This window comes from Variovorax sp. P1_H12_2, assembly GCF_056405335.1.
In genome coordinates this window covers 1-20,832 of record NZ_JBFUCI010000059.1, presented here as the reverse complement: position 1 = coordinate 20,832, position 20,832 = coordinate 1, and the positions used below count along the sequence as shown (strand labels likewise).

The 20,832-nt window shown below is 69.7% G+C and carries 16 protein-coding genes; 9 read left to right on the top strand and 7 right to left on the bottom strand.

The features are described from left to right. Nucleotides 1-93: 93 nt before the first annotated feature. Nucleotides 94-561 (top strand): PTS sugar transporter subunit IIA, encoded by a 468-nt coding sequence (locus AC1D2K_RS08925; RefSeq protein ID WP_478088031.1) that lies wholly within the window; start codon nt 94-96, stop codon nt 559-561. A 28-nt stretch (nt 562-589) separates the two neighbouring features. Further along, nucleotides 590-1,546 carry an HPr(Ser) kinase/phosphatase gene (hprK, locus tag AC1D2K_RS08920; protein ID WP_478088029.1) on the top strand — a complete coding sequence of 319 codons (957 nt, stop codon included), beginning with the start codon at nt 590-592 and terminating at the stop codon, nt 1,544-1,546. A gap of 274 nt (nt 1,547-1,820) precedes the next feature. Here the strand turns inward: hprK and fur are convergent, their stop codons facing one another. After that, the gene (gene fur, locus AC1D2K_RS08915) at nt 1,821-2,240 is read right to left on the bottom strand and encodes a ferric iron uptake transcriptional regulator (protein WP_478088027.1); all 420 of its coding nucleotides are present in this window, start codon (nt 2,238-2,240) and stop codon (nt 1,821-1,823) included. Between the two features lie 87 nt (nt 2,241-2,327). Here fur and AC1D2K_RS08910 point away from each other — a divergent pair, with 87 nt between their 5' ends. The 4 genes from AC1D2K_RS08910 (at nt 2,328) to AC1D2K_RS08895 (ending at nt 4,971) form a co-directional block, all read left to right on the top strand. Then, nucleotides 2,328-2,891: an outer membrane protein assembly factor BamE gene (locus tag AC1D2K_RS08910; RefSeq protein ID WP_478088023.1), complete on the top strand. Its 564-nt coding sequence runs from the start codon at nt 2,328-2,330 to the stop codon at nt 2,889-2,891. A 103-nt stretch (nt 2,892-2,994) separates the two neighbouring features. Beyond that, the gene (gene dapB, locus AC1D2K_RS08905; RefSeq protein WP_478088033.1) at nt 2,995-3,795 is read left to right on the top strand and encodes a 4-hydroxy-tetrahydrodipicolinate reductase; all 801 of its coding nucleotides are present in this window, start codon (nt 2,995-2,997) and stop codon (nt 3,793-3,795) included. Nucleotides 3,796-3,805: 10 nt separating this feature from the next. Continuing rightward, nucleotides 3,806-4,504, top strand: a complete 699-nt coding sequence (locus AC1D2K_RS08900) for a MotA/TolQ/ExbB proton channel family protein (protein ID WP_478088021.1) — start codon at nt 3,806-3,808, stop codon at nt 4,502-4,504. 14 nt (nt 4,505-4,518) lie between these two features. Then, nucleotides 4,519-4,971, top strand: a complete 453-nt coding sequence (locus AC1D2K_RS08895) for an ExbD/TolR family protein (RefSeq protein ID WP_478088019.1) — start codon at nt 4,519-4,521, stop codon at nt 4,969-4,971. 6 nt (nt 4,972-4,977) lie between these two features. On the opposite strand, the gene AC1D2K_RS08890 is transcribed toward AC1D2K_RS08895, so the two are convergent. The 6 genes from AC1D2K_RS08890 to AC1D2K_RS08865 are packed head-to-tail and all read right to left on the bottom strand — an operon-like array spanning nt 4,978 to nt 16,134. Continuing rightward, the gene (locus AC1D2K_RS08890; protein ID WP_478088017.1) at nt 4,978-7,449 is read right to left on the bottom strand and encodes a glycogen/starch/alpha-glucan phosphorylase; all 2,472 of its coding nucleotides are present in this window, start codon (nt 7,447-7,449) and stop codon (nt 4,978-4,980) included. Nucleotides 7,450-7,477: 28 nt separating this feature from the next. Further along, a complete protein-coding gene (glgA, locus tag AC1D2K_RS08885) occupies nt 7,478-8,938 on the bottom strand; it encodes a glycogen synthase GlgA (protein ID WP_478088015.1) in 1,461 nt (486 codons plus the stop codon). Between the two features lie 28 nt (nt 8,939-8,966). After that, complete coding sequence (glgC, locus tag AC1D2K_RS08880) at nt 8,967-10,259, bottom strand: glucose-1-phosphate adenylyltransferase (protein WP_478088013.1); 1,293 nt, start codon at nt 10,257-10,259, stop codon at nt 8,967-8,969. Nucleotides 10,260-10,296: 37 nt separating this feature from the next. Then, nucleotides 10,297-12,366, bottom strand: coding sequence for a glycogen debranching protein GlgX (glgX, locus tag AC1D2K_RS08875; protein WP_478088011.1), 2,070 nt, complete (start codon nt 12,364-12,366; stop codon nt 10,297-10,299). After that, nucleotides 12,363-14,522 carry a 1,4-alpha-glucan branching protein GlgB gene (gene glgB, locus AC1D2K_RS08870; RefSeq protein WP_478088009.1) on the bottom strand — a complete coding sequence of 720 codons (2,160 nt, stop codon included), beginning with the start codon at nt 14,520-14,522 and terminating at the stop codon, nt 12,363-12,365. The genes glgX and glgB overlap by 4 nt, the downstream gene beginning before the upstream one ends. Continuing rightward, nucleotides 14,512-16,134, bottom strand: a complete 1,623-nt coding sequence (locus AC1D2K_RS08865) for an alpha-glucosidase (RefSeq protein WP_478088007.1) — start codon at nt 16,132-16,134, stop codon at nt 14,512-14,514. Before AC1D2K_RS08865 ends, glgB begins: the two co-directional genes overlap by 11 nt. Before the next feature lie 171 nt (nt 16,135-16,305). On the opposite strand from AC1D2K_RS08865, the gene leuS reads away from it, so the two are divergent. From leuS to holA, 3 genes are all read left to right on the top strand, one after another. Further along, the gene (gene leuS / locus AC1D2K_RS08860; protein WP_478088005.1) at nt 16,306-18,948 is read left to right on the top strand and encodes a leucine--tRNA ligase; all 2,643 of its coding nucleotides are present in this window, start codon (nt 16,306-16,308) and stop codon (nt 18,946-18,948) included. Continuing rightward, a complete protein-coding gene (locus AC1D2K_RS08855; protein WP_478088003.1) occupies nt 18,945-19,457 on the top strand; it encodes an LPS-assembly lipoprotein LptE in 513 nt (170 codons plus the stop codon). Before leuS ends, AC1D2K_RS08855 begins: the two co-directional genes overlap by 4 nt. A gap of 145 nt (nt 19,458-19,602) precedes the next feature. Next, on the top strand, nt 19,603-20,658 hold the full coding sequence (holA, locus tag AC1D2K_RS08850; RefSeq protein WP_478088001.1) for a DNA polymerase III subunit delta: 1,056 nt from the start codon (nt 19,603-19,605) through the stop codon (nt 20,656-20,658). Nucleotides 20,659-20,832 lie beyond the last annotated feature (174 nt).

The following is a 20,832-nucleotide window of genomic DNA, read 5'->3' as shown; positions in this document are numbered from 1 at the left end:
TAGTTCCGCTGTTCGGGCAAATACTCTTGCGGGCCGCCTTTGGGCGGCCCTTTGCTTTTTGTGGGGTGGGTGCATAATCGCCCCCGCCCCAACATGAACCGACTCGCGTCCATCCTGCCGCCCGCTCAAGTGCTCGTGAGCGTCGACGCCACTAGCAAGAAGCGTGCTTTCGAAGAAGCAGGGCTCCTGTTCGAGAACCTGCACGGTCTCGGGCGTGCCCTGATTACCGACAGCCTGTTTGCGCGCGAGCGCCTGGGCTCCACCGGCCTCGGCCACGGCGTGGCCATTCCGCACGGCCGCATCAAGGGCCTCAAGTCGCCGATGGCCGCGGTGTTCCAGCYGGCCAACGCGATCGGCTTCGATGCCCCGGACGAACAGCCCGTGGTGCTCCTCATCTTCCTGCTCGTGCCGGAAGCTGCGACCCAGAAGCATCTGGAGATACTGTCGGAAATCGCCGAACTGCTCAGCGATGCTGGCCTGCGCGAGCAGATCAAGTCGAGCACGGATGCGGCGGCCCTGCACGCCCTGATCGCCGGATGGCAATCCGCACAGGTGGCCTGAAGCGCATCGGCGGCGGGCGGTTTCGGAGATGAAGCCGACTGTCATCAGCGCCGATGCGATGTTCGAGGAGTTCCGCGGCTCGCTGCGCTGGGAGTGGCTCGCGGGCCTGGGGGCCTCGGAGCGGCAGTTCGACCCCGACGTCATCAGCCGGGCCCAGTCGGCCGCCGACCTGGTCGGCTATCTCAACTACATCCATCCCTACCGCGTGCAGATCCTCGGCGCCCGCGAGGTTGCCTACCTGATGCGCGGTACGCCGCAGGATTGCGAACGGCGCATCGCGCGCATCGTCACGCTGGAGCCGCCGATGCTGGTGCTGGCCGACGGCCAGGTGGCGCCCGACGAACTGCTGTCGATCTGCGAGCGGGCCCAGCTGCCGCTGTTCGCCACCCGCGAATCCTCGGCCTTCGTGATCGACCTGCTGCGTGCTTACCTTTCGAAGCACTTCGCCGAGCGGACCTCGATGCATGGCGTCTTCATGGACATCCTGGGCCTGGGCGTGATGATCACGGGCGAGTCAGGGCTCGGCAAGAGCGAGCTCGGCCTGGAGCTGATCTCGCGCGGCAACGGCCTGGTGGCCGACGACGCGGTCGACCTCTACCGCATCAACCAGACCACGCTGGAAGGCCGCTGCCCCGAACTGCTGCAGAACCTGCTCGAAGTGCGCGGCATCGGCTTGCTCGACATCCGGGCGATCTTCGGCGAGACCGCGGTGCGCCGGAAGATGCGGCTCAAGCTGATCGTGCACCTGGTGCGGCGCGACAGTTTCGAACGTGACTACGAGCGCATGCCTTCGGCGCCGCTGACGCAGGACGTGCTGGGCATCCCGGTGCGCAAGGTGATCATCCAGGTGGTCGCCGGCCGCAACATCGCGGTGCTGGTCGAGGCTGCGGTGCGCAACTCGATCCTGCAGCTGCGCGGCATCGACACCTATGCCGATTTCGTGGCGCGCCACCACAAGGCCATGGAAAGCGCAAGGGATGATTAGCTAGCTCGCCCCCAGGTCGGGCTCACTTCGTGTAGCCCTCCCACCCCCTACCGGGGGCAACACCAGCGGCCCGGCGAAGCCGGTTCCGCGGTGTTTCACCAACGGGCCTGGCTGCGCCGGCCGGGGAAAGAAAAAGAGACGCTGTGCTCGTTCTTCGGCTGCGCGCAGCGCGCCTGTTCGTGGGCAGTCGCGGAACCGGCTCCGCCGGGCCGCTGACTGCGCCCCCAGCAGGGGGGTGGGCGCCCGGACACGAAGTGCCGGGCAACCTGGGGGGTTACCTCTTGTTCACGCAGGCGGCGCAGAGGCCGTAGAGGGACATTGCGTGGTCCTGCAGGATCCAGCCCTTGTCCTTGGCGATCATCTGCTGGCGGCGTTCGATCTCGGCGTCGTAGAACTCTTCGACCTTGCCGCAGGAGGTGCACACCAGGTGGTCGTGGTGCTTGCCCTCGTTGAGTTCGTAGACCGCCTTGCCGCTCTCGAAGTGGCTGCGCTCGAGGATGCCGGCCTGCTCGAACTGCGTCAGCACGCGGTACACGGTGGCCAGGCCGATGTCGGAATGGTCGTTCAGCAGCACGCGGAAGACGTCTTCCGCCGTCATGTGGCGCTGGCTTCCGTTCTGGAAGATCTCGAGGATCTTCAGGCGCGGCAGGGTGGCCTTGAGGCCGGTGTTCTTCAATTCGTCGATGTTGCCCATGGGTCGTTCCTCCGCCGGCCTGGCGGGCGAGGCCCGCCGGGGGCCAGCCGCTACAATGATTCGATCATATCGCCCAACCCTTTCCCCATGCCTGCCATTCCACAACGCCGCCATTGGCTGCTCGTTGGCGCCGTCGCAGTGACCTTCGGTCTCGGCGCCTGCAGCAGCGTCGGTGACAGTGCGCGCGGCGCCCTCACCGCCGTGACACCCTACAAGGTCGAGGTGGTCCAGGGCAATTTCGTGTCCAAGGAGCAGGTCGCGGCGCTCAAGCCCGGCATGTCGCGCCAGCAGGTGCGCGAAGTCCTGGGTACCTCGCTGCTGACCGACGTTTTCCATTCCAATCGCTKGGATTACGTGTTCACGATCCGGCGCCAGGGCGTCGAGGCCCAGCAGCGCCGCCTGACCCTGTATTTCAACGGCGAGGTGCTCGAGCGCTTCGAAGGCGACCCGATGCCGAGCGAGGAAGAGTTCGTCGCCCAACTCGACAGCCGCAAGCGCCACGGCTCGGTGCCGGCGCTCGAGGCGACCGAAGCCCAGCTCAAGAAATTCGACCCGCCCAAGGAAAAACCGGTGGACGGCGAACCGGCCGCCGCGACGCAGCCGCTGCCGCCGCTGCCGGCTGCCTACCCGCCGCTCGAATCGACGCGCTGAACGGGCGCCCCGGCCGAAACGTCCGGCCCGCTCGTTCTTTCCCGTTTTCCCGCATTCCCAGAGGCTGAAACGCGTGACCGACTCCTCCGTTCCTACTCCCCCCCTGCGGCGCATAGCGATCGCGGGCGCTTCCGGACGCATGGGCCACATCCTGATCGAGGCCGTGCGCGAGGCCCAGGACTGCCGGCTGGCTGGCGCGCTCGATGTCGCCGGCAGCGATGCGATCGGCCGCGACGCGGCCGCCTTCCTCGGCTTCACGAGCGGCGTGCCGATCGTGTCCGAACTGCGCACGGGCCTGGCGGATGCGCAGGTGCTGATCGACTTCACGCGGCCCGAAGGCACCCTGGCGCACCTGGCCGTCTGCCGTGAACTCGGCGTGCAGATGGTGATCGGCACCACCGGCTTCAGCGATGCGCAGAAGGCCGAGATCGCCGACGCCGCCCGCGACATCGCGATCATGATGGCGCCCAACATGAGCGTCGGCGTCAACGTCACCTTCAAGTTGCTCGAAATGGCGGCCAAGGCGCTGTCCACCGGCTACGACATCGAGATCATCGAGGCCCACCACCGCCACAAGGTCGATGCGCCCTCGGGCACGGCGCTCAAGATGGGCGAAGTGATCGCCGACGCGCTGGGCCGCGACCTCAAGGCATGCGCGGTCTTTGCCCGCGAAGGCATCACCGGCGAGCGCGACCCGTCGACCATCGGTTTCTCCGCCATCCGCGGCGGCGACATCGTGGGCGACCACACGGTGCTCTTTGCCGGCACCGGCGAGCGCATCGAGATCACCCACAAGTCGGCCAGCCGCGTGACCTACGCGCAGGGCAGCCTGCGCGCAGTGCGCTTCCTGGCCGGGCAGCAAGCCGGCCTGTTCGACATGTTCGACGTGCTGGGCCTGCGCTGACGCCCTCGAAATGAGCGTCCTGGCGCTGCTCACGCACGGCGACGGCGTCAGTCGCTCGGTCGCGGCCCTGCTGTTCGCCATGTCGGTGTCGAGTTGGGTTGTGATCCTCTGGAAAGCCTGGCTGCTGCGCGGCGGTACGCGCGACGTGGTGCGCGGCATCGCGGCCTTCTGGCAGTCGGCCTCGCTCCAGGATGCGGAAGCGCGCCTGCAGCCCTTCGATCGCGCCGCGCTGGTGCTGCCGGCGGTGCGTGCGGTCAACAAGCTGGCCCTGCAGGCCGAAGGTTCCACGCTGGGCGGCAAGGTCGACCGCAGGCAGCGTCTCACGCGGGTGCTGCGCGACGCGCTCCATGCGGCGCTGCGGCGGCTGCAGGCCGGCCAGATCCTGCTGGCCACGGTCGGCGCCACCGCCCCCTTCGTCGGGCTGCTCGGCACGGTCTGGGGCATCTACGGCGCGCTGGTGGGGATCGCGGCCGAAACGGGCGGTTTCACCATCGACAAGGTCGCCGGCCCGGTCGGCGAGGCGCTGATCATGACCGCCTTCGGACTGGCGGTCGCCATTCCCGCCGTGCTGGCCTACAACGTCTTCGGCCGCGTGGTCGGCCGCATCGAGGCCGAACTCGAGGGCTTCGCCCACGACCTGCTCGGCATGCTCGGCGAGCCCGCACCGCGCGAGGCGCCGCTGCCGCCGGCGCGGCCGATGCCTGCGTAGCGCCGGAGCCCGGCATGGCCTTCGGTCGCACCTCGCTCGGAAGCACCGCCAGCGGAGGGCGCTCGACCGGCGCCGGCGGCCAGCGTCCGCTGTCCGACATCAACGTCACGCCGCTGGTCGACGTGATGCTGGTGCTGCTGGTGATCTTCATCATCACCGCGCCGCTGATGGCGAGCTCGATCAAGCTCGACCTGCCGCGCACCGACGCCGGCCAGGCCAACGACACGTCCAGGTTCGTCAGCCTCGTGGTCGATGCGGCGGGCAAGGTCTACTTGAACGACCAGCCGGTCACGAACGACGAACTCGCCGCCGCCCTGTCGAAGGCCGCCGCCGACAGCCGCGACACCGAGGTCCAGCTGCGCGCCGACCAGACCGTGCCCTACGGCAAGGTGGTCGAGCTGATGGGCATCGCGAACAAGGCCGGCCTGAATCGCATCGGGTTCGTCACCGAAACGCCCAAAAGGTAGGCCGGTTCAGCCCAAGGCCACCGGCCGGGTGCGCCATATTTCGTGGGCGTACTGCGCGATCGTGCGGTCCGACGAGAAGGCGCCCATGCCCGCCACATTGAGGATCGCCATCCGTGTCCAGGCATCGGCGTCGCGGTACAGCGCATCGACCTGGTCCTGCGCGGCGACATAGCCCGCATAGTCGGCCAGCAGCAGGTAGTGATCGCCCCAGCTCACCAGGGCGTCGAAGATCTGCTGGTAGCGCGACGGCTCGCCGGGCGAGAACAGGCCGTCGCGGATGCTGTCGAGGGTGCGCTGCAGTTCCGGGTCGGCCTCGTAGAACTGCTGCGGCTGGTAGCCGCTGGCGCGGATGTCGGCGACCTCGGGCGTGGTGTTGCCGAAGATGAAGAAGTTTTCCGGTCCGACCGCCTCGCGCATCTCGACGTTGGCGCCGTCGAGCGTGCCGATGGTCAGCGCGCCGTTGAGCGCGAACTTCATGTTGCCGGTGCCCGAGGCCTCGGTGCCGGCGGTGGAGATCTGTTCCGACAGGTCGGCCGCCGGCATGATCATCTCGGCCAGGCTCACGCTGTAGTTCGGCACGAACACCACTTTCAGCAGCTTGCCGACGCGTTCGTCGCCGTTGATCACCTTGGCCACGTCGTTGATCAACCGGATCACCAGCTTGGCCATCTGGTAGGCCGAGGCCGCCTTGCCGGCGAACACCACCACGCGCGGTACGTGGCCCGCATCCGGCGCCGCGAGGATGCGGTGGTAGCGCGTCACCACGTGCAGCACGTTGAGCAACTGGCGCTTGTACTCGTGCATGCGCTTGACCTGGACGTCGAACAGCGCGTCGGCGTCGACGTCGATGCGCAGGTGCTCGCCGATCCAGTTGGCCAGCCGCAGCTTGTTCTCGCGCTTGGCGTGGCGGAAGGCGCGCACGAAGGCCGGCTGCTGCGCCATCGGCCGCAGCGCTTCGAGCTGCGTGAGATCGCGCCGCCACCCGGGGCCGATGCGCGTGTCGAGCAGGCTGGCCAGTGGCGGATTGGCCTGCGCCAGCCAGCGGCGAGGCGTCACGCCGTTGGTCTTGTTGTTGAAGCGCTCGGGAAAGAGCTTGTTGAAGTCGGCAAAGATCGATTGCTTCATGAGCTCCGAATGCAGCCCCGAGACGCCGTTGACCGAGTGGCTGGCGAGCACCGCCACGTAGGCCATGCGCACCCGCCGCTCGCCCGATTCGTCGATCAGCGAGAGCCGCCGCAGCAGCTCGACGTCGTGCCCGTGCGCCTGGGTCACGCCGGCGAGAAAGCGCGCGTTCATGTCGAACAGGATCTGCAGGTGGCGCGGCAGGATGCGCCCGAACATCTCGACCGGCCAGGTCTCGAGCGCCTCGTGCATCAGCGTGTGGTTGGTGTAGCTGAAGACCTTCTGCGTGTGGGCCCAGGCGGTGTCCCAGGGCAGGCCGTGCTCGTCGATCAGCAGGCGCATCAGCTCGGGCACGGCCAGCACCGGATGGGTGTCGTTGAGGTGGATGCTGACCTGCTCGGGCAGTTCGTCGAAGCCGGTGTGGTTGCGCAGGTAGCGGCGCAGCAGGTCCTGCACGCTGGCGCTGACGAAGAAGTACTCCTGGTGCAGCCGCAGCTCGCGGCCCGAGGGCGTGGAGTCGTCCGGGTAGAGCACGCGCGAGACGTTCTCCGAGTGGTTCTTGCTCTCCACCGCTTCCATGTAGTTGCCGCGGTTGAAGGCCGACAGGTCGATCTCCTCGGTGGCCCGCGCCGACCACAGGCGCAGCGTGTTGGTGGCCTGGGTGCCATAGCCCGGGATGATGGTGTCGTAGGCCACCGCCAGCACGTCGTGGGTGTCGATCCAGTTGGCGGCGCCATAGAGCGCACCCTTGCCGTCGCGCCGCTGCACGTGGCCGCCGAAGCGCACGCGGTAGGTGACTTCGGGTCGCTGGAACTCCCACGGGTTGCCGCGCGTGAGCCAGTAGTCGGGCGTCTCCACCTGCTGGCCGTCGACGATGCGCTGGCGGAACATGCCGTACTCGTAGCGGATGCCGTAGCCCAGGCCCGGCACGCCGAGCGTGGCCATCGAGTCGAGGAAGCAGGCCGCGAGCCGGCCGAGGCCGCCGTTGCCCAGGGCGGCGTCGGGCTCGCGCTCGGCCAGCGCCTCGATGTCGACGCCGAAGTCGGCCAGCGCCTGTTTGACGGTGTCCTGCAGCTCCAGCGCCAGCAGCGCGTTGGTGAAGGTGCGACCGATCAGGAATTCCATCGACAGGTAGTAGACGCGCTTGAGCCGCTGCGCGTAGATCGCGCGGGTGGTCGCCATCCAGCGCTCCACCACCTGGTCGCGCACCGCCAGCGCGGTCGCGTGCAGCCAGTCGTCGAGGCTGGCCGCGACCGGGTCCTTGCCGACTGCATAGATCAGCTTGTTGGCGACCGCGCGCTTGAAGGCCGCGACGTCGCGATCGGGATGGTCGTACTTGAAGTCTTCGAGGGTCATGGGAGGGTGGGGCGTGGGTGGAGCGGCATCAGGCCAGGGTTTCGGCGTAGACGGCGAGGTAGCGCGCGGCGGCGCTGCCCCAGTCGGCCGGGCGGCCCATCGCGCTGGTGCGCACCGCGCGCCAGTCGGACGGGCGCCGGTAGAGCGCGAAGGCGCGGCGGACCGCGCGGGCGTAGCTGTCGGCGTCGAAGTCCTCGAACGAGAAGCCGGTGGCCCGGCCGTCGGCCATGTCCTCCAGCGTGGCGTCGACCACCGTGTCGGCCAGTCCGCCGACCCGGTGCACCAGCGGCAGGCTGCCGTACTTGAGGCCGTACATCTGGGTCAGGCCGCAGGGCTCGAACAACGAGGGCACCAGCGTGACGTCGCCGGCGCCGAACAGGCGGTGCGCCAGCGCCTCGTCGTAGCCCAGGGAGACGCTGACCGACCGCGGCGCGGCCGCCGCGCGCTCGCGGAAGGCCGCCTCCAGCCAGGCGTCGCCGCTGCCGAGCAAGGCCAGCTGGCCGCCCTGCGCCAGCAGCGCGTCGAGGCCGCCGAGCACCAGGTGCAGGCCCTTCTGCTCGGTCAACCGGCTCACCACCACGAACAGCGGCGCGTCGGCCAGCGGCGCCAGGCCCAGTTCGTCCTGCAGCGCCGCCTTGCAACGGGCCTTGCCGGCCGGCCGCAGCAGGTCGTAGCGGTGCGGGATCAGGGCGTCCGTGGCCGGGTTCCAGACCTGGTCGTCGACGGCGTTGAGGATGCCGGACAGCACGCCGGAGCGGCTGCGCAGCAGGCCGTCGAGCCCGCAGCCCTGCGCGGGGGTCTGGATCTCGCGGGCGTAGGTCGGGCTCACGGTCGTCAGGCGATCGGCGAAGCACAGGCCGCCTTTCATGAACGAGAGCTGGCCGTGGTATTCGAGCCCGTCGATCGAGAAGGCCGCGGCCGGCAGGCCGAGTTCGGCGAAATGGGAGGCCGCGAACAGTCCCTGGTAGGCCAGGTTGTGGACCGTGAACACGCTGCCGACGCGCGGGCCGCCGGTGGGCGGCGCGAAGGCCATGTAGGCCGGCGCCAGTGCGGCGTGCCAGTCGTGCGCATGCACGATCTCGGGCCGCCAGGCGGCGTCGAGCCCGTGCGCGAGCTGCGCGGCGACCCAGCCCAGCAGCGCGAAGCGCCGGTGGTTGTCGCCGTAGGGCTGGTGGCGCGGGTCCTCATAGGGATTGCCCGGGCGGTCGTAGAGCGACGGCGCGTCGATCAGGTAGGCGGGGAGATCCGGTGCGCCGGGGGTCGCGATGCGGCCGAGCAGCAGCCGCGCGGGCTCGCCCCAGGGCGCCGTGAACCCGGCCACCGGCGCCGCGTCGGCAATGCCGGCCACGATCGCCGGAAAGCCCGGCAGCAGCACCCGCGCGTCCTGGCCGGCCGCCTTCAGTGCCAGCGGCATCGCGCCCGCGATGTCGGCCAGCCCGCCGGTCTTGAGCAGGGGAAAGAGTTCGGCGCTGACCTGGAGGATCTTCATTCATGCCCTTGTTCGATGCGCGCGAGCTTCATTGCAGGCGCTTGAGCATCTCGCGCGTCACGAGGACCACGCCGCCCTCGGTACGCTCGAAGCGCGCGGCGTCGGCCGCCGGATCCTCGCCGATTACCATCTCCTCGGGAAGCACGCAGGCGCGGTCGATCACCACCCGGTGGAGCCGGCAGCCGCGGCCGATCTCCACGTCCGGCAGCAGCACCGCCTCGTTGATCTCGCAGAAGGAATGCACCCGCACGCCCGAGAACAGCACGGAGCTGCTGACCTTGGAGCCCGACACGATGCAGCCGCCCGAGACGATGGTGTTGACCGTCATGCCGTGCTTGCCGTCGCGGTCGAGCACGAACTTGGCCGGCGGCAGCTGCCGCTGGTAGGTCCAGATGGGCCAGTCGGTGTCATAGATGTCGAGTTCCGGGGTGATCGAGGCCAGGTCCAGGTTGGCTGCCCAGAATGCATCAATCGTGCCCACGTCGCGCCAGTAGGCGTGGGCGTCTCCGCCGCCGCGGCGGGCCCGGGTCACGCAGGACATGGCGAAGGGATGCGCCAGCGCGCGGCCTTCGGCCACCGCGCGCGGGATGATGTCCTTGCCGAAATCGTGGCTGGAGTGGGGGTTGGCGCTGTCCTCCTCGAGCAGCCGGTAGAGGTACTCGGAGTCGAAGACGTAGATGCCCATGCTGGCCAGCGCGATGTCGGGATTCCCGGGCATGGCCGGCGGATCGGCGGGCTTTTCGAGGAAGGCGGTGATCTGGCGCTCGTCGTCGATCGCCATCACGCCGAAGGCCGTGGCCTCCATTCGCGGCACCTCGATGCAGCCGACCGTGCAGCCGCGGCCGCTGGCCACGTGGTCGGTCAGCATGATCGAGTAGTCCATCTTGTAGACATGGTCGCCGGCCAGCACCACCACATAGTCGTGCGGCGTCGAACGGGTCTGGATGATGTCGAGGTTCTGGTAGACGGCATCGGCCGTGCCGCGGTACCAGTGCTCGTCGCCGACCCGCTGCTGGGCCGGCAGCACGTCGACCATCTCGTTGAGCTCGGCGCGCAGGAAGCTCCAGCCGCGCTGCAGGTGGCGCATCAGCGAATGCGATTTGTATTGCGTCACGACCGCCATGCGCCGGATGCCCGAGTTGAGGCAGTTGGAGAGCGCGAAATCGATGATGCGGAACTTGCCGCCGAAATAGACCGCCGGTTTGGCGCGGCGGTCGGTGAGCTGCTTGAGCCGGGAGCCGCGTCCGCCCGCCAGCACCAGGGCGATGGTGCGGCGCACGAGTTGATGGGCCTGCAGGGTCGGTTGCGAGGTGTCCGCCATCTTGAGCCTCCGTTGGTTTTCTTCCGGTGAATCCAGCCTAGCACTCCGGCGCTGATCCCGCGGCGCTGTTTTTCGCCACCCAGAGGCTGCCGGGCGGCAGTCGCTGCGTGTCGCCGAGCGGCGGGGCGGGTGGGGCGCCGTCCTTCGAATCGCTCGCCAGCCGGCACCGCCAGCGTCCGGGCGGCAGCCTGAAATCGACTTCGATCTCTTCGGCATTGACCAGCACCAGCCAGCTCGCAGCCGCTGTCGCGGCCTCGAACAGGATCGCCAGCGCATGCCGGTCGCCGCGCTCCCAGTCGACGGCAGTCATCGCATGGCCTTCGGGCGCCAGCCAGCGCAGCGCGGTGGCGCCCGGCTCGGGGACGGCCGGCCACCAGCGCGTGCTGCGCAGCGGCTCGGCTTCGCGGCGCAGCGCCAGCACCCGGCCGACGAAGGCGGCCAGGCCGCCGTCGGCGTGGCTCCAGTCCAGCCAGGTGGTCTCGTTGTCCTGGCAGTAGGCGTTGTTGTTGCCGCGCTGCGTGTGGTCGAGTTCGTCGCCGGCCAGCAGCATCGGCGTGCCCTGCGCGAGCAGCAGCGCCGCCAGCAGCACGCGCTGCAGCCGATGCCGCTCGGCCTGCACCGCCGGGTCGTCGGTCTCGCCCTCGACGCCGCAGTTGCGGCTCAGGTTGTGGCCGTGGCCGTCGCGGTTGCCCTCGCCGTTGGCGAGGTTGTGGCGCTCGTTGTAGCTGAGCAGGTCGCGCAGCGTGAAGCCGTCGTGGGCGGTGACGAAGTTGACGCTGGCGGTCGGGCTTCGGTCATGGCGCGCGAATGCGTCGCTCGAGCCGGTGAAGCGCCGGGCGAACTCGCCGAGGCGCGCGCTGCGATGCAGCCAGAAGCCGCGCTGGGTGTCGCGAAAGCGGTCGTTCCATTCGAGCCAGCCGGGCGGGAACTGGCCGAGCCGGTAGCCGTCCGGACCGATGTCCCAGGGTTCGGCGATCAGCAGCGCGCGCGCCMGCTCGGGGTCCTGCGCGATGCTGGCCAGCAGCGGCGCCCGCGGGTCGAACTCGCCGCCGCCGCGGCGCGCCAGGACCGGCGCCAGGTCGAAACGGAAACCGTCGACCCCGAGCTCGGTGACCCAGTGGCGCAGGCTGTCCATCACCAGCTGCACCACCCGTGGCTCGGCGAGGTTCAGGCAGTTGCCGCAGCCGGTCCAGTTCTCGTATTGCCCGCGGTCGTCCGGCCGCAGGTGGTAGTAGAGCGCGTTGTCGATGCCGCGCAGGCTCAGCGTCGGTCCGAGTTCGTCGGTTTCCCCGCTGTGGTTGAAGACCATGTCGATCACCAGTTCCAGGCCGCGGGCGTGGATCGCATCGGCCATGGCGCGGAATTCGGTCGAGGGTGTGGTGCCGGGGCGCCCGCTCCAGTAGCGTGTCTCGGGCGCCGACCAGCCGATCGGGCTGTAGCCCCAGCAGTTGCTGAGGCCCTGTGCGAGGAGCCGCGACTCGTCGGCCCGGTGCTGCACCGGCATCAGGTTCAGCGTGGTGACGCCGAGCCGCTGGAGGTGGTCCAGCACGGCCGGTTCGGCCAGGCCGGCATAGCTGCCGCGCAGGGCGGCGGGCACCTCGGGGTGGCGCCGGGTCTGGCCGCGGACGTGCAGCTCGTAGAGCACGCGGTCGCCCGCGGCAACGCGGGGCCGCCGCGCGGGCCCCGACGGCGGCAGCGGCGCAGTGACGCGGGCCTTGAGCGCGACGGCGGCGTTGTCGCGGCGGTCGCGCTGCGCCGGCTGCGCGGGGTCGTGCCCGAGAAACAGGTCTTCGCCGCCATAGCGGCCAACCACCTCGCGGGCATAGGGGTCGAGCAGCAGCTTGGCCGGGTTGAAGCGCTGGCCCTCGTGCGGCGACCACGGGCCGTGGACGCGCCAGCCGTAGACCAGGCCCGGGCGGGCGCCGGCCAGGCGCATGTGCCAGACGCCGTCGGTGCGGCTGCCCAGCGCGAGGCGCTGCTGCTCGTGCGCGCCCGTGGTGTCGAAGAGGCAGAGCTCGACCGCGGTGGCGTTGGGGGCGGCCAGCGCGAAGTTGACGCCGTCGGGGCCCGGGGTGGCGCCCAGGGGGTAGGGGGCGCCGTCGCTCACGCCAGGACCCACATCACGGTCGCCAGCGGCGGCAGCGACATCTCGGCCGACTGCGCCTGCCCGTGCCAGGCCACCGGTTCGCTCGCGATCACGCCATTGCCCACCCCGCTGCCGCCGTAGACGGGGTGGTCGGTGTTGATGATCTCCCGGTAGCTGCCGGCCGCCGGCAGGCCGAGCCGGTAGCCGATCCGCGGCACCGGCGTGAAGTTGCACGCCGCCACCACGAAGCTGCCGTCGCGCGCCCGCCGGACGAAGGAGAACACCGACTGCTCGGCGTCGCTGTGGCAGATCCATTCGAAGCCGGCGGCCTCGCAGTCGAGTTCGTGCAGCGCCGGGTAGTGGCGGTAGACGTTGTTGAGGTCGCGCACCAGCCGCCGCACGCCCTGGTGCGGCGCCTGCTCCAGCAGGTGCCAGTCCAGGCTGCGGTCGGCGTTCCATTCGGCGTCCTGCGCGAACTCGCCGCCCATGAACAGCAGCTTCTTGCCGGGATAGGCCCAGAGGTAGCCGTAGAGGTTGCGCAGCCCGGCGAACTTCTGCCAGCTGTCGCCCGGCATGCGCCCGAGCATCGAACCCTTGCCGTGCACCACCTCGTCGTGCGACAGCGGCAGCACGAAGTTCTCGCTGTGGGCGTACATCAGGCCGAAGGTGATCTTCTGGTGGTGGTGCTTGCGGTAGATCGGGTTGATGCCGGTGTAGGCCAGCGTGTCGTTCATCCAGCCCATGTTCCATTTGTAGTGGAAGCCGAGGCCGCCGTGCTCCGGCGGGCGCGTGACGCCGGGGAAGCTGGTCGACTCCTCGGCGATGGTCACGGCCCCGGGCCGCTCGACGCCGACCACGCGGTTCATGCGGCGCAGGAACTCGATCGCCTCGAGGTTCTCGCGCCCGCCTTCGGCGTTGGGCACCCATTCGCCCGGCTTGCGGCTGTAGTCGCGGTAGAGCATCGAGGCCACCGCGTCGACCCGCAGGCCGTCGATGCCGTAGCGCTCGAGCCAGTAGAGCGCATTGCCGACCAGGTAGTTGCGCACCTCGACCCGGGCGTAGTTGAAGATCAGCGTCTGCCAGTCGTTGTGGAAGCCCTCGCGCGGGTCGGCGTATTCGTAGAGCGCGGTGCCGTCGAAGCCCGCGAGGCCGTGCGCATCGGTCGGGAAGTGCGCCGGCACCCAGTCGAGGATCACGCCCAGCCCGGCCGCATGCGCGGCCTCGACGAAGGCGCGGAAGTCCCCCGGCGTGCCGAAGCGCGAGGTCGGCGCGTAGAGCCCGATCGGCTGGTAGCCCCAGGAGCCGTCGAACGGATGCTCGCTGATCGGCAGCAGCTCGATGTGGGTGAAGCCCATGTCGCGCGCATAGGGCACCAGCGTCGCCGCCAGTTCGCGGTAGTCGAGCCACTCATGGCCGTTCTTGCGCCGCCACGAGCCCAGGTGAACCTCGTAGATGCTGAGCGGCGCGTCGCGCGCATTGGCTGCGGCGCGCCCGGGCGGGAGCGGCACCGGCGCCGGCAGCGGTTGGACGACACAGGCGGTATCGGGCCGCAGGCGGGCCGAGAAGCCGAAGGGGTCGGTCTTGCGCAGCACCTGGCCCTGGGCCGACAGGATCTCGAACTCGTAGGCGTCGCCCGGTGCCAGCTGGGGCGCGAAGATCTCCCAGACGCCGCACTCGCGGCGCAGCCGCATCATGTGGCGCCGGCCGTCCCACTGGTTGAAGTCGCCGACCACCGAGACCCGGCGCGCGTTCGGCGCCCAGACCGCGAAAGCGACGCCGCGCACGCCCTCGATCTCGCGCAGGTGCGCGCCGAGCTGTTCGAAGGGCCGCAGGTGCGTGCCCTCGGCCAGCAGCCAGACATCGGTGGCGCCGAGCACCGGCGGGAAGCGGTAGGGATCCTCGAGCAGCGAGCCGTGCGAGCCCCAGTCGACCTCGAGGCGGTAGCCGAGCCGGGCCTGCGAGGCCGGCACCAGGGCCGCGAACAGGTCGCTGTCGCCCTGGCGGTCGAGTTGGGCCAGCGGCCAGCCCGAGCCCGAATGCAGCACGGCCACGGCCTGCGCGCCCGGCAGCAGCGCCCGCACCCACAGGCCCTCGCCGTCCTGGTGCGGGCCGAGCACGGCGAAGGGATCGCCGTGCTCGGCTCGCATCAGGGCACGGACCTCGGCTTCAGGCAGCATCGCGTGGCTCTCCGAAGAAGACGCCGAATGGTGGCAACGAGAGTGTGCGCCCATCGAGCTGCGCGCCGTCGAACGGCGACCCGGCCGGCGCCGCGAGCGGCTGGCGCAGCGCCAGCACAGCTGGTTCGGCCGAGAGGTTGAACACCGCCTGCAGCGCCCGGTCGCCCTCGCGGCGCTCGAACCACAGCAGCGGCTCCGGCGCGTCGAGGAAGGTCATGGCGCCGCTGTGCAGCAGCGGCTGGCCGCGGCGCCAGCGCAGCAGCGCACGGCTGAAGGCGAGCATCGACCGCGGATCGCCGGCCTGGCGGTCGATCGCCAGCGGCAGGTGGGCCTCCGACACCGGCAGCCAGGGCTGGCCGTCCGTGAAACCCGCATGGGCCTGGCCGGCCAGCCACGGCATCGGGGTGCGGCAACCGTCGCGGCCCTTGAATTCGGGCCAGAAGGCGAGCCCGTACGGGTCCTGCAGCCGTTCGAACGGCACCTCGGCCTCGGGCAGGCCGAGCTCCTCGCCCTGGTAGATGCTGGCGCTGCCGCGCAGTGACAGCAGCAGCGCCAGCCAGAGCCGATCGCGCCGGGTATCGGCCGAGCCGCTGCTGTTCCAGCGGCTGGCGACCCGCGGCACGTCGTGGTTCGAGACCGCCCAGCAACCCCAGCCGTCGGTGGCCGCCAGGGCGCTGTCCAGCGCCTCGACCTGCTCCCGCAGATGGCGCGCGCTGTGCTCGCGGGTCAGCAGGCTGAAGCTGTAGGCCAGGTGCAGCCGCTTGCCGCGCTCGGTGTAGCGGGCCATCACGGGCGGCGCGTTCTCGTCGCCGACCTCGCCCAGCGCGACCGCGCCGTAGCCGTCGAGCAGGCGGCGCAGCCGCTCGAGGAACAACAGGTTCTCGGGCTGGCTCTTGTCGTGCAGGTGCTGCTGCATCGCATAGGGGTTGTCGGCGCGCACCGTGCTCACGGCGCCGCCGCCGGCCGGCGGGTTGTCGCGCAATTGCGCATCGTGGAACTGGTGGTTGCAGGCATCGAAGCGGAAGCCGTCGACGCCGCGCTCGCACCAGAAGCGCACCTCGTCGAGCAGCGCGTCCTGCACCGCCGGGCAGTGGAAGTTGAGGTCGGGCTGCTCGGCCAGGAAGCTGTGCAGGTAGTACTGGCGCCGGCGCGAGTCCCACTGCCAGGCCGGGCCGCCGAACACCGACAGCCAGTTGTTGGGTGGCGTGCCGTCGGGCTTCGGGTCGGCCCAGACGTACCAGTCGGCCTGCGGATTCGTGCGGCTGGCGCGGCTGGCCGTGAACCAGGCGTGCTGGTCGGAGGTGTGGGAGAGCACCTGGTCGATGATCAGCTTGAGGCCGAGTGCGTGGGCCCGCGCCAGCAGGGCGTCGAAGTCGTCCAGCGTGCCGAACATTGGGTCGACCGACCGGTAGTCGGACACGTCGTAGCCGAAATCCTTCATCGGCGACCGGAAGAAGGGCGAGATCCAGATCGCGTCCGCCCCCAGATCGGCCACGTGATCGAGCCGTGCGGTGATGCCCGGCAGGTCGCCGATGCCGTCGCCGTTGCTGTCCATGAAGCTGCGCGGGTAGATCTGGTAGATCACCGCGCCCCGCCACCAGTCATTGACCATGCCTGCCTCTCGGGTTCCGAAACATTGTGGCATGCGAGAAGCGTGCCGCTCGCCCCCCGTCGGAGGTGGGCGGGCGACACGAAGTGAGCCCAACCCGGGGGTGGGCAACAGAACCCCGCGATAATTCGCCTTCCCCCGGCCGCCTGGCGCCGGGCTGATTGCCGAGTGYCAATGAACCCCAGCTACAAACCCGCCGACGTCGAGTCATCCGCCCAGGCCCACTGGAATGCGGCCGACGCCTACCGCGTGACCGAGGACGCGCGCAAGAAGAAGTACTACGCCTGCTCGATGCTGCCCTACCCCAGCGGCAAGCTGCACATGGGCCACGTGCGCAACTACACCATCAACGACATGCTCACGCGCTACCTGCGCATGAGCGGCTACAACGTCCTGATGCCGATGGGCTGGGACGCCTTCGGCCTGCCGGCCGAGAACGCGGCGCTCAAGAACGGCGTGCCGCCGGCCAAGTGGACCCAGGAGAACATCGCCTACATGAAGGGCCAGCTGCAGGCCATGGGGCTGGCGATCGACTGGAGCCGCGAGATCGCCACCTGCGATCCGAGCTACTACAAGTGGAACCAGTGGCTGTTCCTCAAGATGCTCGAAAAGGGCATCGCCTACCGCAAGACGCAGGTCGTGAACTGGGACCCGGTCGACCAGACCGTGCTGGCCAACGAGCAGGTGATCGACGGCAAGGGCTGGCGCACCGGTGCCACCGTGGAGCGCCGCGAGATCCCGGGCTACTACCTCAAGATCAGCGACTACGCCGAAGAACTGCTCGAGCACACCCAGCACAAGCTGCCGGGCTGGCCCGAGCGCGTCAAGCTGATGCAGGAGAACTGGATCGGCAAGAGCGAAGGCGTGCGCTTCGCCTTCACGCACAGGATCAAGGACGACAAGGGCCACCTGATCCAGGGCGGCCGCATGTACGTCTTCACGACCCGTGCCGACACCATCATGGGCGTGACCTTCTGCGCCGTGGCGCCGGAGCATCCGCTGGCCGCGCACGCCGCGAAGTCGAACCCCGCGGTCGCGGCCTTCATCGCCGAGTGCAAGGGCGGCGGCACGACCGAGGCCGAGCTCGCCACGCAGGAGAAGAAGGGCGTCCCCACCGGCCTGACCGTGATCCATCCGATCACCGAGGAGCCGATCCCGGTCTGGGTCGGCAACTACGTGCTGATCAACTACGGCGACGGCGCCGTGATGGGCGTGCCGGYGCACGACGAGCGCGACTTCGCCTTCGCCAACAAGTACGGCATCGAGATCATCCAGGTCGTGCTGGTCGACGACGAGCCGCACTTCAACTACCACCGCTGGCAGGACTGGTACGCCGACAAGCAGCGCGGCGTGACCATCAACTCCGACAACTTCAGCGGCATGCATTACGCAGAGGCGGTCACGGCGGTCGCCCACGCGCTCGGACAGAAGGGCCTGGGCGAGATGCAGACCACCTGGCGCCTGCGCGACTGGGGCGTGAGCCGCCAGCGCTACTGGGGCACGCCGATCCCGATCATCCATTGCGAGGAGCATGGCGCGGTACCGGTGCCCGAGAAGGACCTGCCGGTAGTCCTGCCGACCGACTGCGTGCCCGACGGCTCGGGCAATCCGCTGGCCAAGCACGAAGGCTTCCATGCCGGCGTCGTGTGCCCGGTCTGCGGCAAGCCATCGCGACGCGAGACCGACACGATGGACACCTTCGTCGACAGCTCGTGGTACTTCATGCGCTACTGCGATCCGACGAACGACGAGGCCATGGTGGCCGACGGCGCGAAGTACTGGATGCCGATGGACCAGTACATCGGCGGCATCGAGCACGCGATCCTGCACCTGCTCTACGCGCGCTTCTGGACCAAGGTGATGCGCGACCTCGGCCTGGTGAAGGTCGACGAGCCCTTCAGCAAGCTGCTGACGCAGGGCATGGTGCTCAACCACATCTTCTACAAGCGCAACGAAAAGGGCGGCAAGGACTACTTCCCGCCCTCCGAGGTGACGCCGGTGCTCGACGCCCAGGGCCGCATCAGCGGCGGCACCACGGCCGACGGCACGCAGGTCGACTACGGCGGCGTCGGCAAGATGGGCAAGAGCGAGCGCAACGGCGTCGATCCGCAGGACCTGATCGAGAAGTACGGCGCCGACACGGCGCGGCTCTACACGATGTTCACCGCGCCGCCCGAGGCCACCCTCGAGTGGAACGACGCGGCGGTCGAGGGCAGCTATCGCTTCCTGCGCCGGGTCTGGAATTTCGGCGTCGCGCAGCATGGCGTGGCGGCCGATGCCGGCAGCGCGGCCCAGCCGCCGGTCTACGGCAAGGATGCCAAGGCCCTGCGGCGCGAACTGCACACCGTGCTGCGCCAGATCGACTACGACTACCAGCGCATGCAGTACAACACCGTGGTGTCGGGCGCGATGAAACTGCTCAATGCGCTGGAAGGCTTCAAGCCGGCGGCGGCCGGTGCGGGCGACCGCGCGGCGGTGCGCGAGGGCTTCGGGCTCCTGCTGCGCTGCCTCTACCCGGCGACGCCGCACATCACGCACCAGCTCTGGCACGAGCTCGGCTACGACAAGGACCAGGGCGGGCTGCTCGATGCCCCCTGGCCGATGGTCGATGTCGGCGCACTCGCACAGGACGAGATCGAGCTGATGCTGCAGATCAACGGCAAGCTGCGCGGCGCGCTGCGGGTGCCGGCCAGCGCCAGCAAGCAGGAGATCGAGACCATCGCGCTCGCCTGCGAGGCCTTCGTGCAGCACGCTGCGGGCGCGGACGCCAAGCGCGTGATCGTGGTGCCGGGCCGGCTGGTCAACGTGGTGCTATGAGCCGGGCGATCGGACGCGCGCCGCTGCCGTCGCGGCGCGGCTTTCTGGCCGTCGCGGCGGCGCTGGCGCTGGCGGGCTGCGGCTTCGAATTGCGCAAGGCGCCGACGTTTGCCTTCAACAGCATCGCCGTGACGGGCACGTCCCCGTTCTCGAACTACCTGCGGCGGCAGCTCAGGGCCGCCGGCACGGTGGAGGTGTTGCCCGCCGACCAGGCCGAGAAGGCCGACGCGCTGCTGGAGCTCCTCGGCGAAAGCCGCAACAACATCGTGCTTTCGACCACGCCCGACGGCCAGGTGCGCGAACTGCAGCTGATCTTGTCCCTGCGCTTCAAGGTGCGGGGCCGGGGCGGCAAGGAACTGCTCGGACCGACCGAGATCCAGCAGTCGCGCGACATCACCTACAACGAGACGGCTGCACTCGCCAAGGAAGGCGAGGCCGAGCTTCTGTTCCGCGACATGCAGAACGACATCGCCCAGCAGGTGCTGCGCCGCTTGGCCGCGATCAAATGAGCTCGCCCCCAGGTTGCCCGGCACTTCGTGTCCGGGCGCCCACCCCCTGCCGGGGGCAACACCAGCGGCCCGGCGAAGCCGGTTCCGCGGTGTTTCGCCAACGGGCCTGGCTGCGCCGGCCGGCATGCGCTCACGCCTTGTTGCCATGCAGCTGAATCCTTCGCAACTCTCCACCCACCTCGCTAAGCGAGTGGCGCCGCTCTACGTCATCCATGGCGACGAGCCGCTGCTGGCGCAGGAGGCGGCCGATGCGATCCGCGCCGCAGCGCGCACTCAGGGCTATACGGAGCGCAGTTCGTACACCGTGGCCGGCGCGCACTTCGACTGGAGCGCGGTGCTCGCGGCGGGCGGCTCGCTGAGCCTGTTCGCCGACCGCCAGATCGTCGAGATCCGCATCCCCTCGGGCAAGCCCGGCAAGGACGGCAGCGCCGCGCTGCAGCAGATCGCCGAGGCCGCGCCCGGCAACGACAGCACCCTCACGCTGGTGCTGCTGCCGCGGCTGGACAAGGCGACCCGCAGCGCCGCCTGGTTCGCGGCGCTCGAGAACCACGGCGTCAGCCTGCAGATCGAGACCATCGAACGCGCCGCGCTGCCCCAATGGATCGCGCAGCGGCTCGCGCTGCAGGGCCAGCGCGTGAAAGCCGGCGAGGAGGGCCAGCGCACGCTGCAGTTCTTCGCCGACCGGGTCGAGGGCAACCTGCTGGCCGCGCACCAGGAGATCCAGAAGCTCGCGCTGCTGCACCCCGAGGGCGAGCTCGGCTGGGAGCAGGTCGAGGGCGCGGTCAACAACGTCGCGCGCTACGACGTCTTCAAGCTGTCGGACGCCGTGCTGGCCGGCAACCCGCAGCGCGTGGCGCGCATGCTCGAGGGCCTGCAGGCCGAGGGCGAGGCCGAGGTGCTGGTGCACTACACGCTGGCCGAGGACATCCGGGCTCTGAAGCGCGTGAAGGACGCGATGGCGGCCGGCCGGCCGCTGCCCATGGCGCTGCGCGAGAACCGCATCTGGGGGCCGCGCGAGCGTGCCTTCGAGCGGGTGCTGCCGCGGCTGGACGATCGGGCACTGGCGCGCATGCTGCGCGCCGCGCACCTGGTCGATGGCATCGTGAAAGGGCTGAAACAGCCCGACTGGCCGGCCAATGGCTGGCAGGCCCTGCAGCGCCTCGCGTTCATGTTGTGCCGGGCCTGCGCCCCGAGGGGATGACCCCCCKAAGCGCCGGCCGGTAAAAGAGACGGCGCCGCACTTTTCCTTCGGCTGCGCGCAGCGCGCCCGTTGGTGGGCAGTCGCGGAACCGGCTTTGCCGGGCCGCTGACTGCGCCCCCGGYAGGGGGTGGGCGCCCGGACACGAAGTGCCGGGCAACCTGGGGGCGAGCAACA

Bases quoted from the DNA above. Each gene is read 5' to 3' on its own strand.
- fur (WP_478088027.1), bottom strand. From the start codon at position 2,240: ATGGGCAACATCGACGAATTGAAGAACACCGGCCTCAAGGCCACCCTG.
- glgA (WP_478088015.1), bottom strand. From the start codon at position 8,938: ATGAAGATCCTCCAGGTCAGCGCCGAACTCTTTCCCCTGCTCAAGACC.
- AC1D2K_RS08855 (WP_478088003.1), top strand. From the start codon at position 18,945: ATGAGCCGGGCGATCGGACGCGCGCCGCTGCCGTCGCGGCGCGGCTTT.
- AC1D2K_RS08895 (WP_478088019.1), top strand. From the start codon at position 4,519: ATGGCCTTCGGTCGCACCTCGCTCGGAAGCACCGCCAGCGGAGGGCGC.
- AC1D2K_RS08900 (WP_478088021.1), top strand. From the start codon at position 3,806: ATGAGCGTCCTGGCGCTGCTCACGCACGGCGACGGCGTCAGTCGCTCG.
- hprK (WP_478088029.1), top strand. From the start codon at position 590: ATGAAGCCGACTGTCATCAGCGCCGATGCGATGTTCGAGGAGTTCCGC.
- glgB (WP_478088009.1), bottom strand. From the start codon at position 14,522: ATGCTGCCTGAAGCCGAGGTCCGTGCCCTGATGCGAGCCGAGCACGGC.
- AC1D2K_RS08890 (WP_478088017.1), bottom strand. From the start codon at position 7,449: ATGACCCTCGAAGACTTCAAGTACGACCATCCCGATCGCGACGTCGCG.
- glgC (WP_478088013.1), bottom strand. From the start codon at position 10,259: ATGGCGGACACCTCGCAACCGACCCTGCAGGCCCATCAACTCGTGCGC.
- AC1D2K_RS08865 (WP_478088007.1), bottom strand. From the start codon at position 16,134: ATGGTCAATGACTGGTGGCGGGGCGCGGTGATCTACCAGATCTACCCG.
- holA (WP_478088001.1), top strand. From the start codon at position 19,603: ATGCAGCTGAATCCTTCGCAACTCTCCACCCACCTCGCTAAGCGAGTG.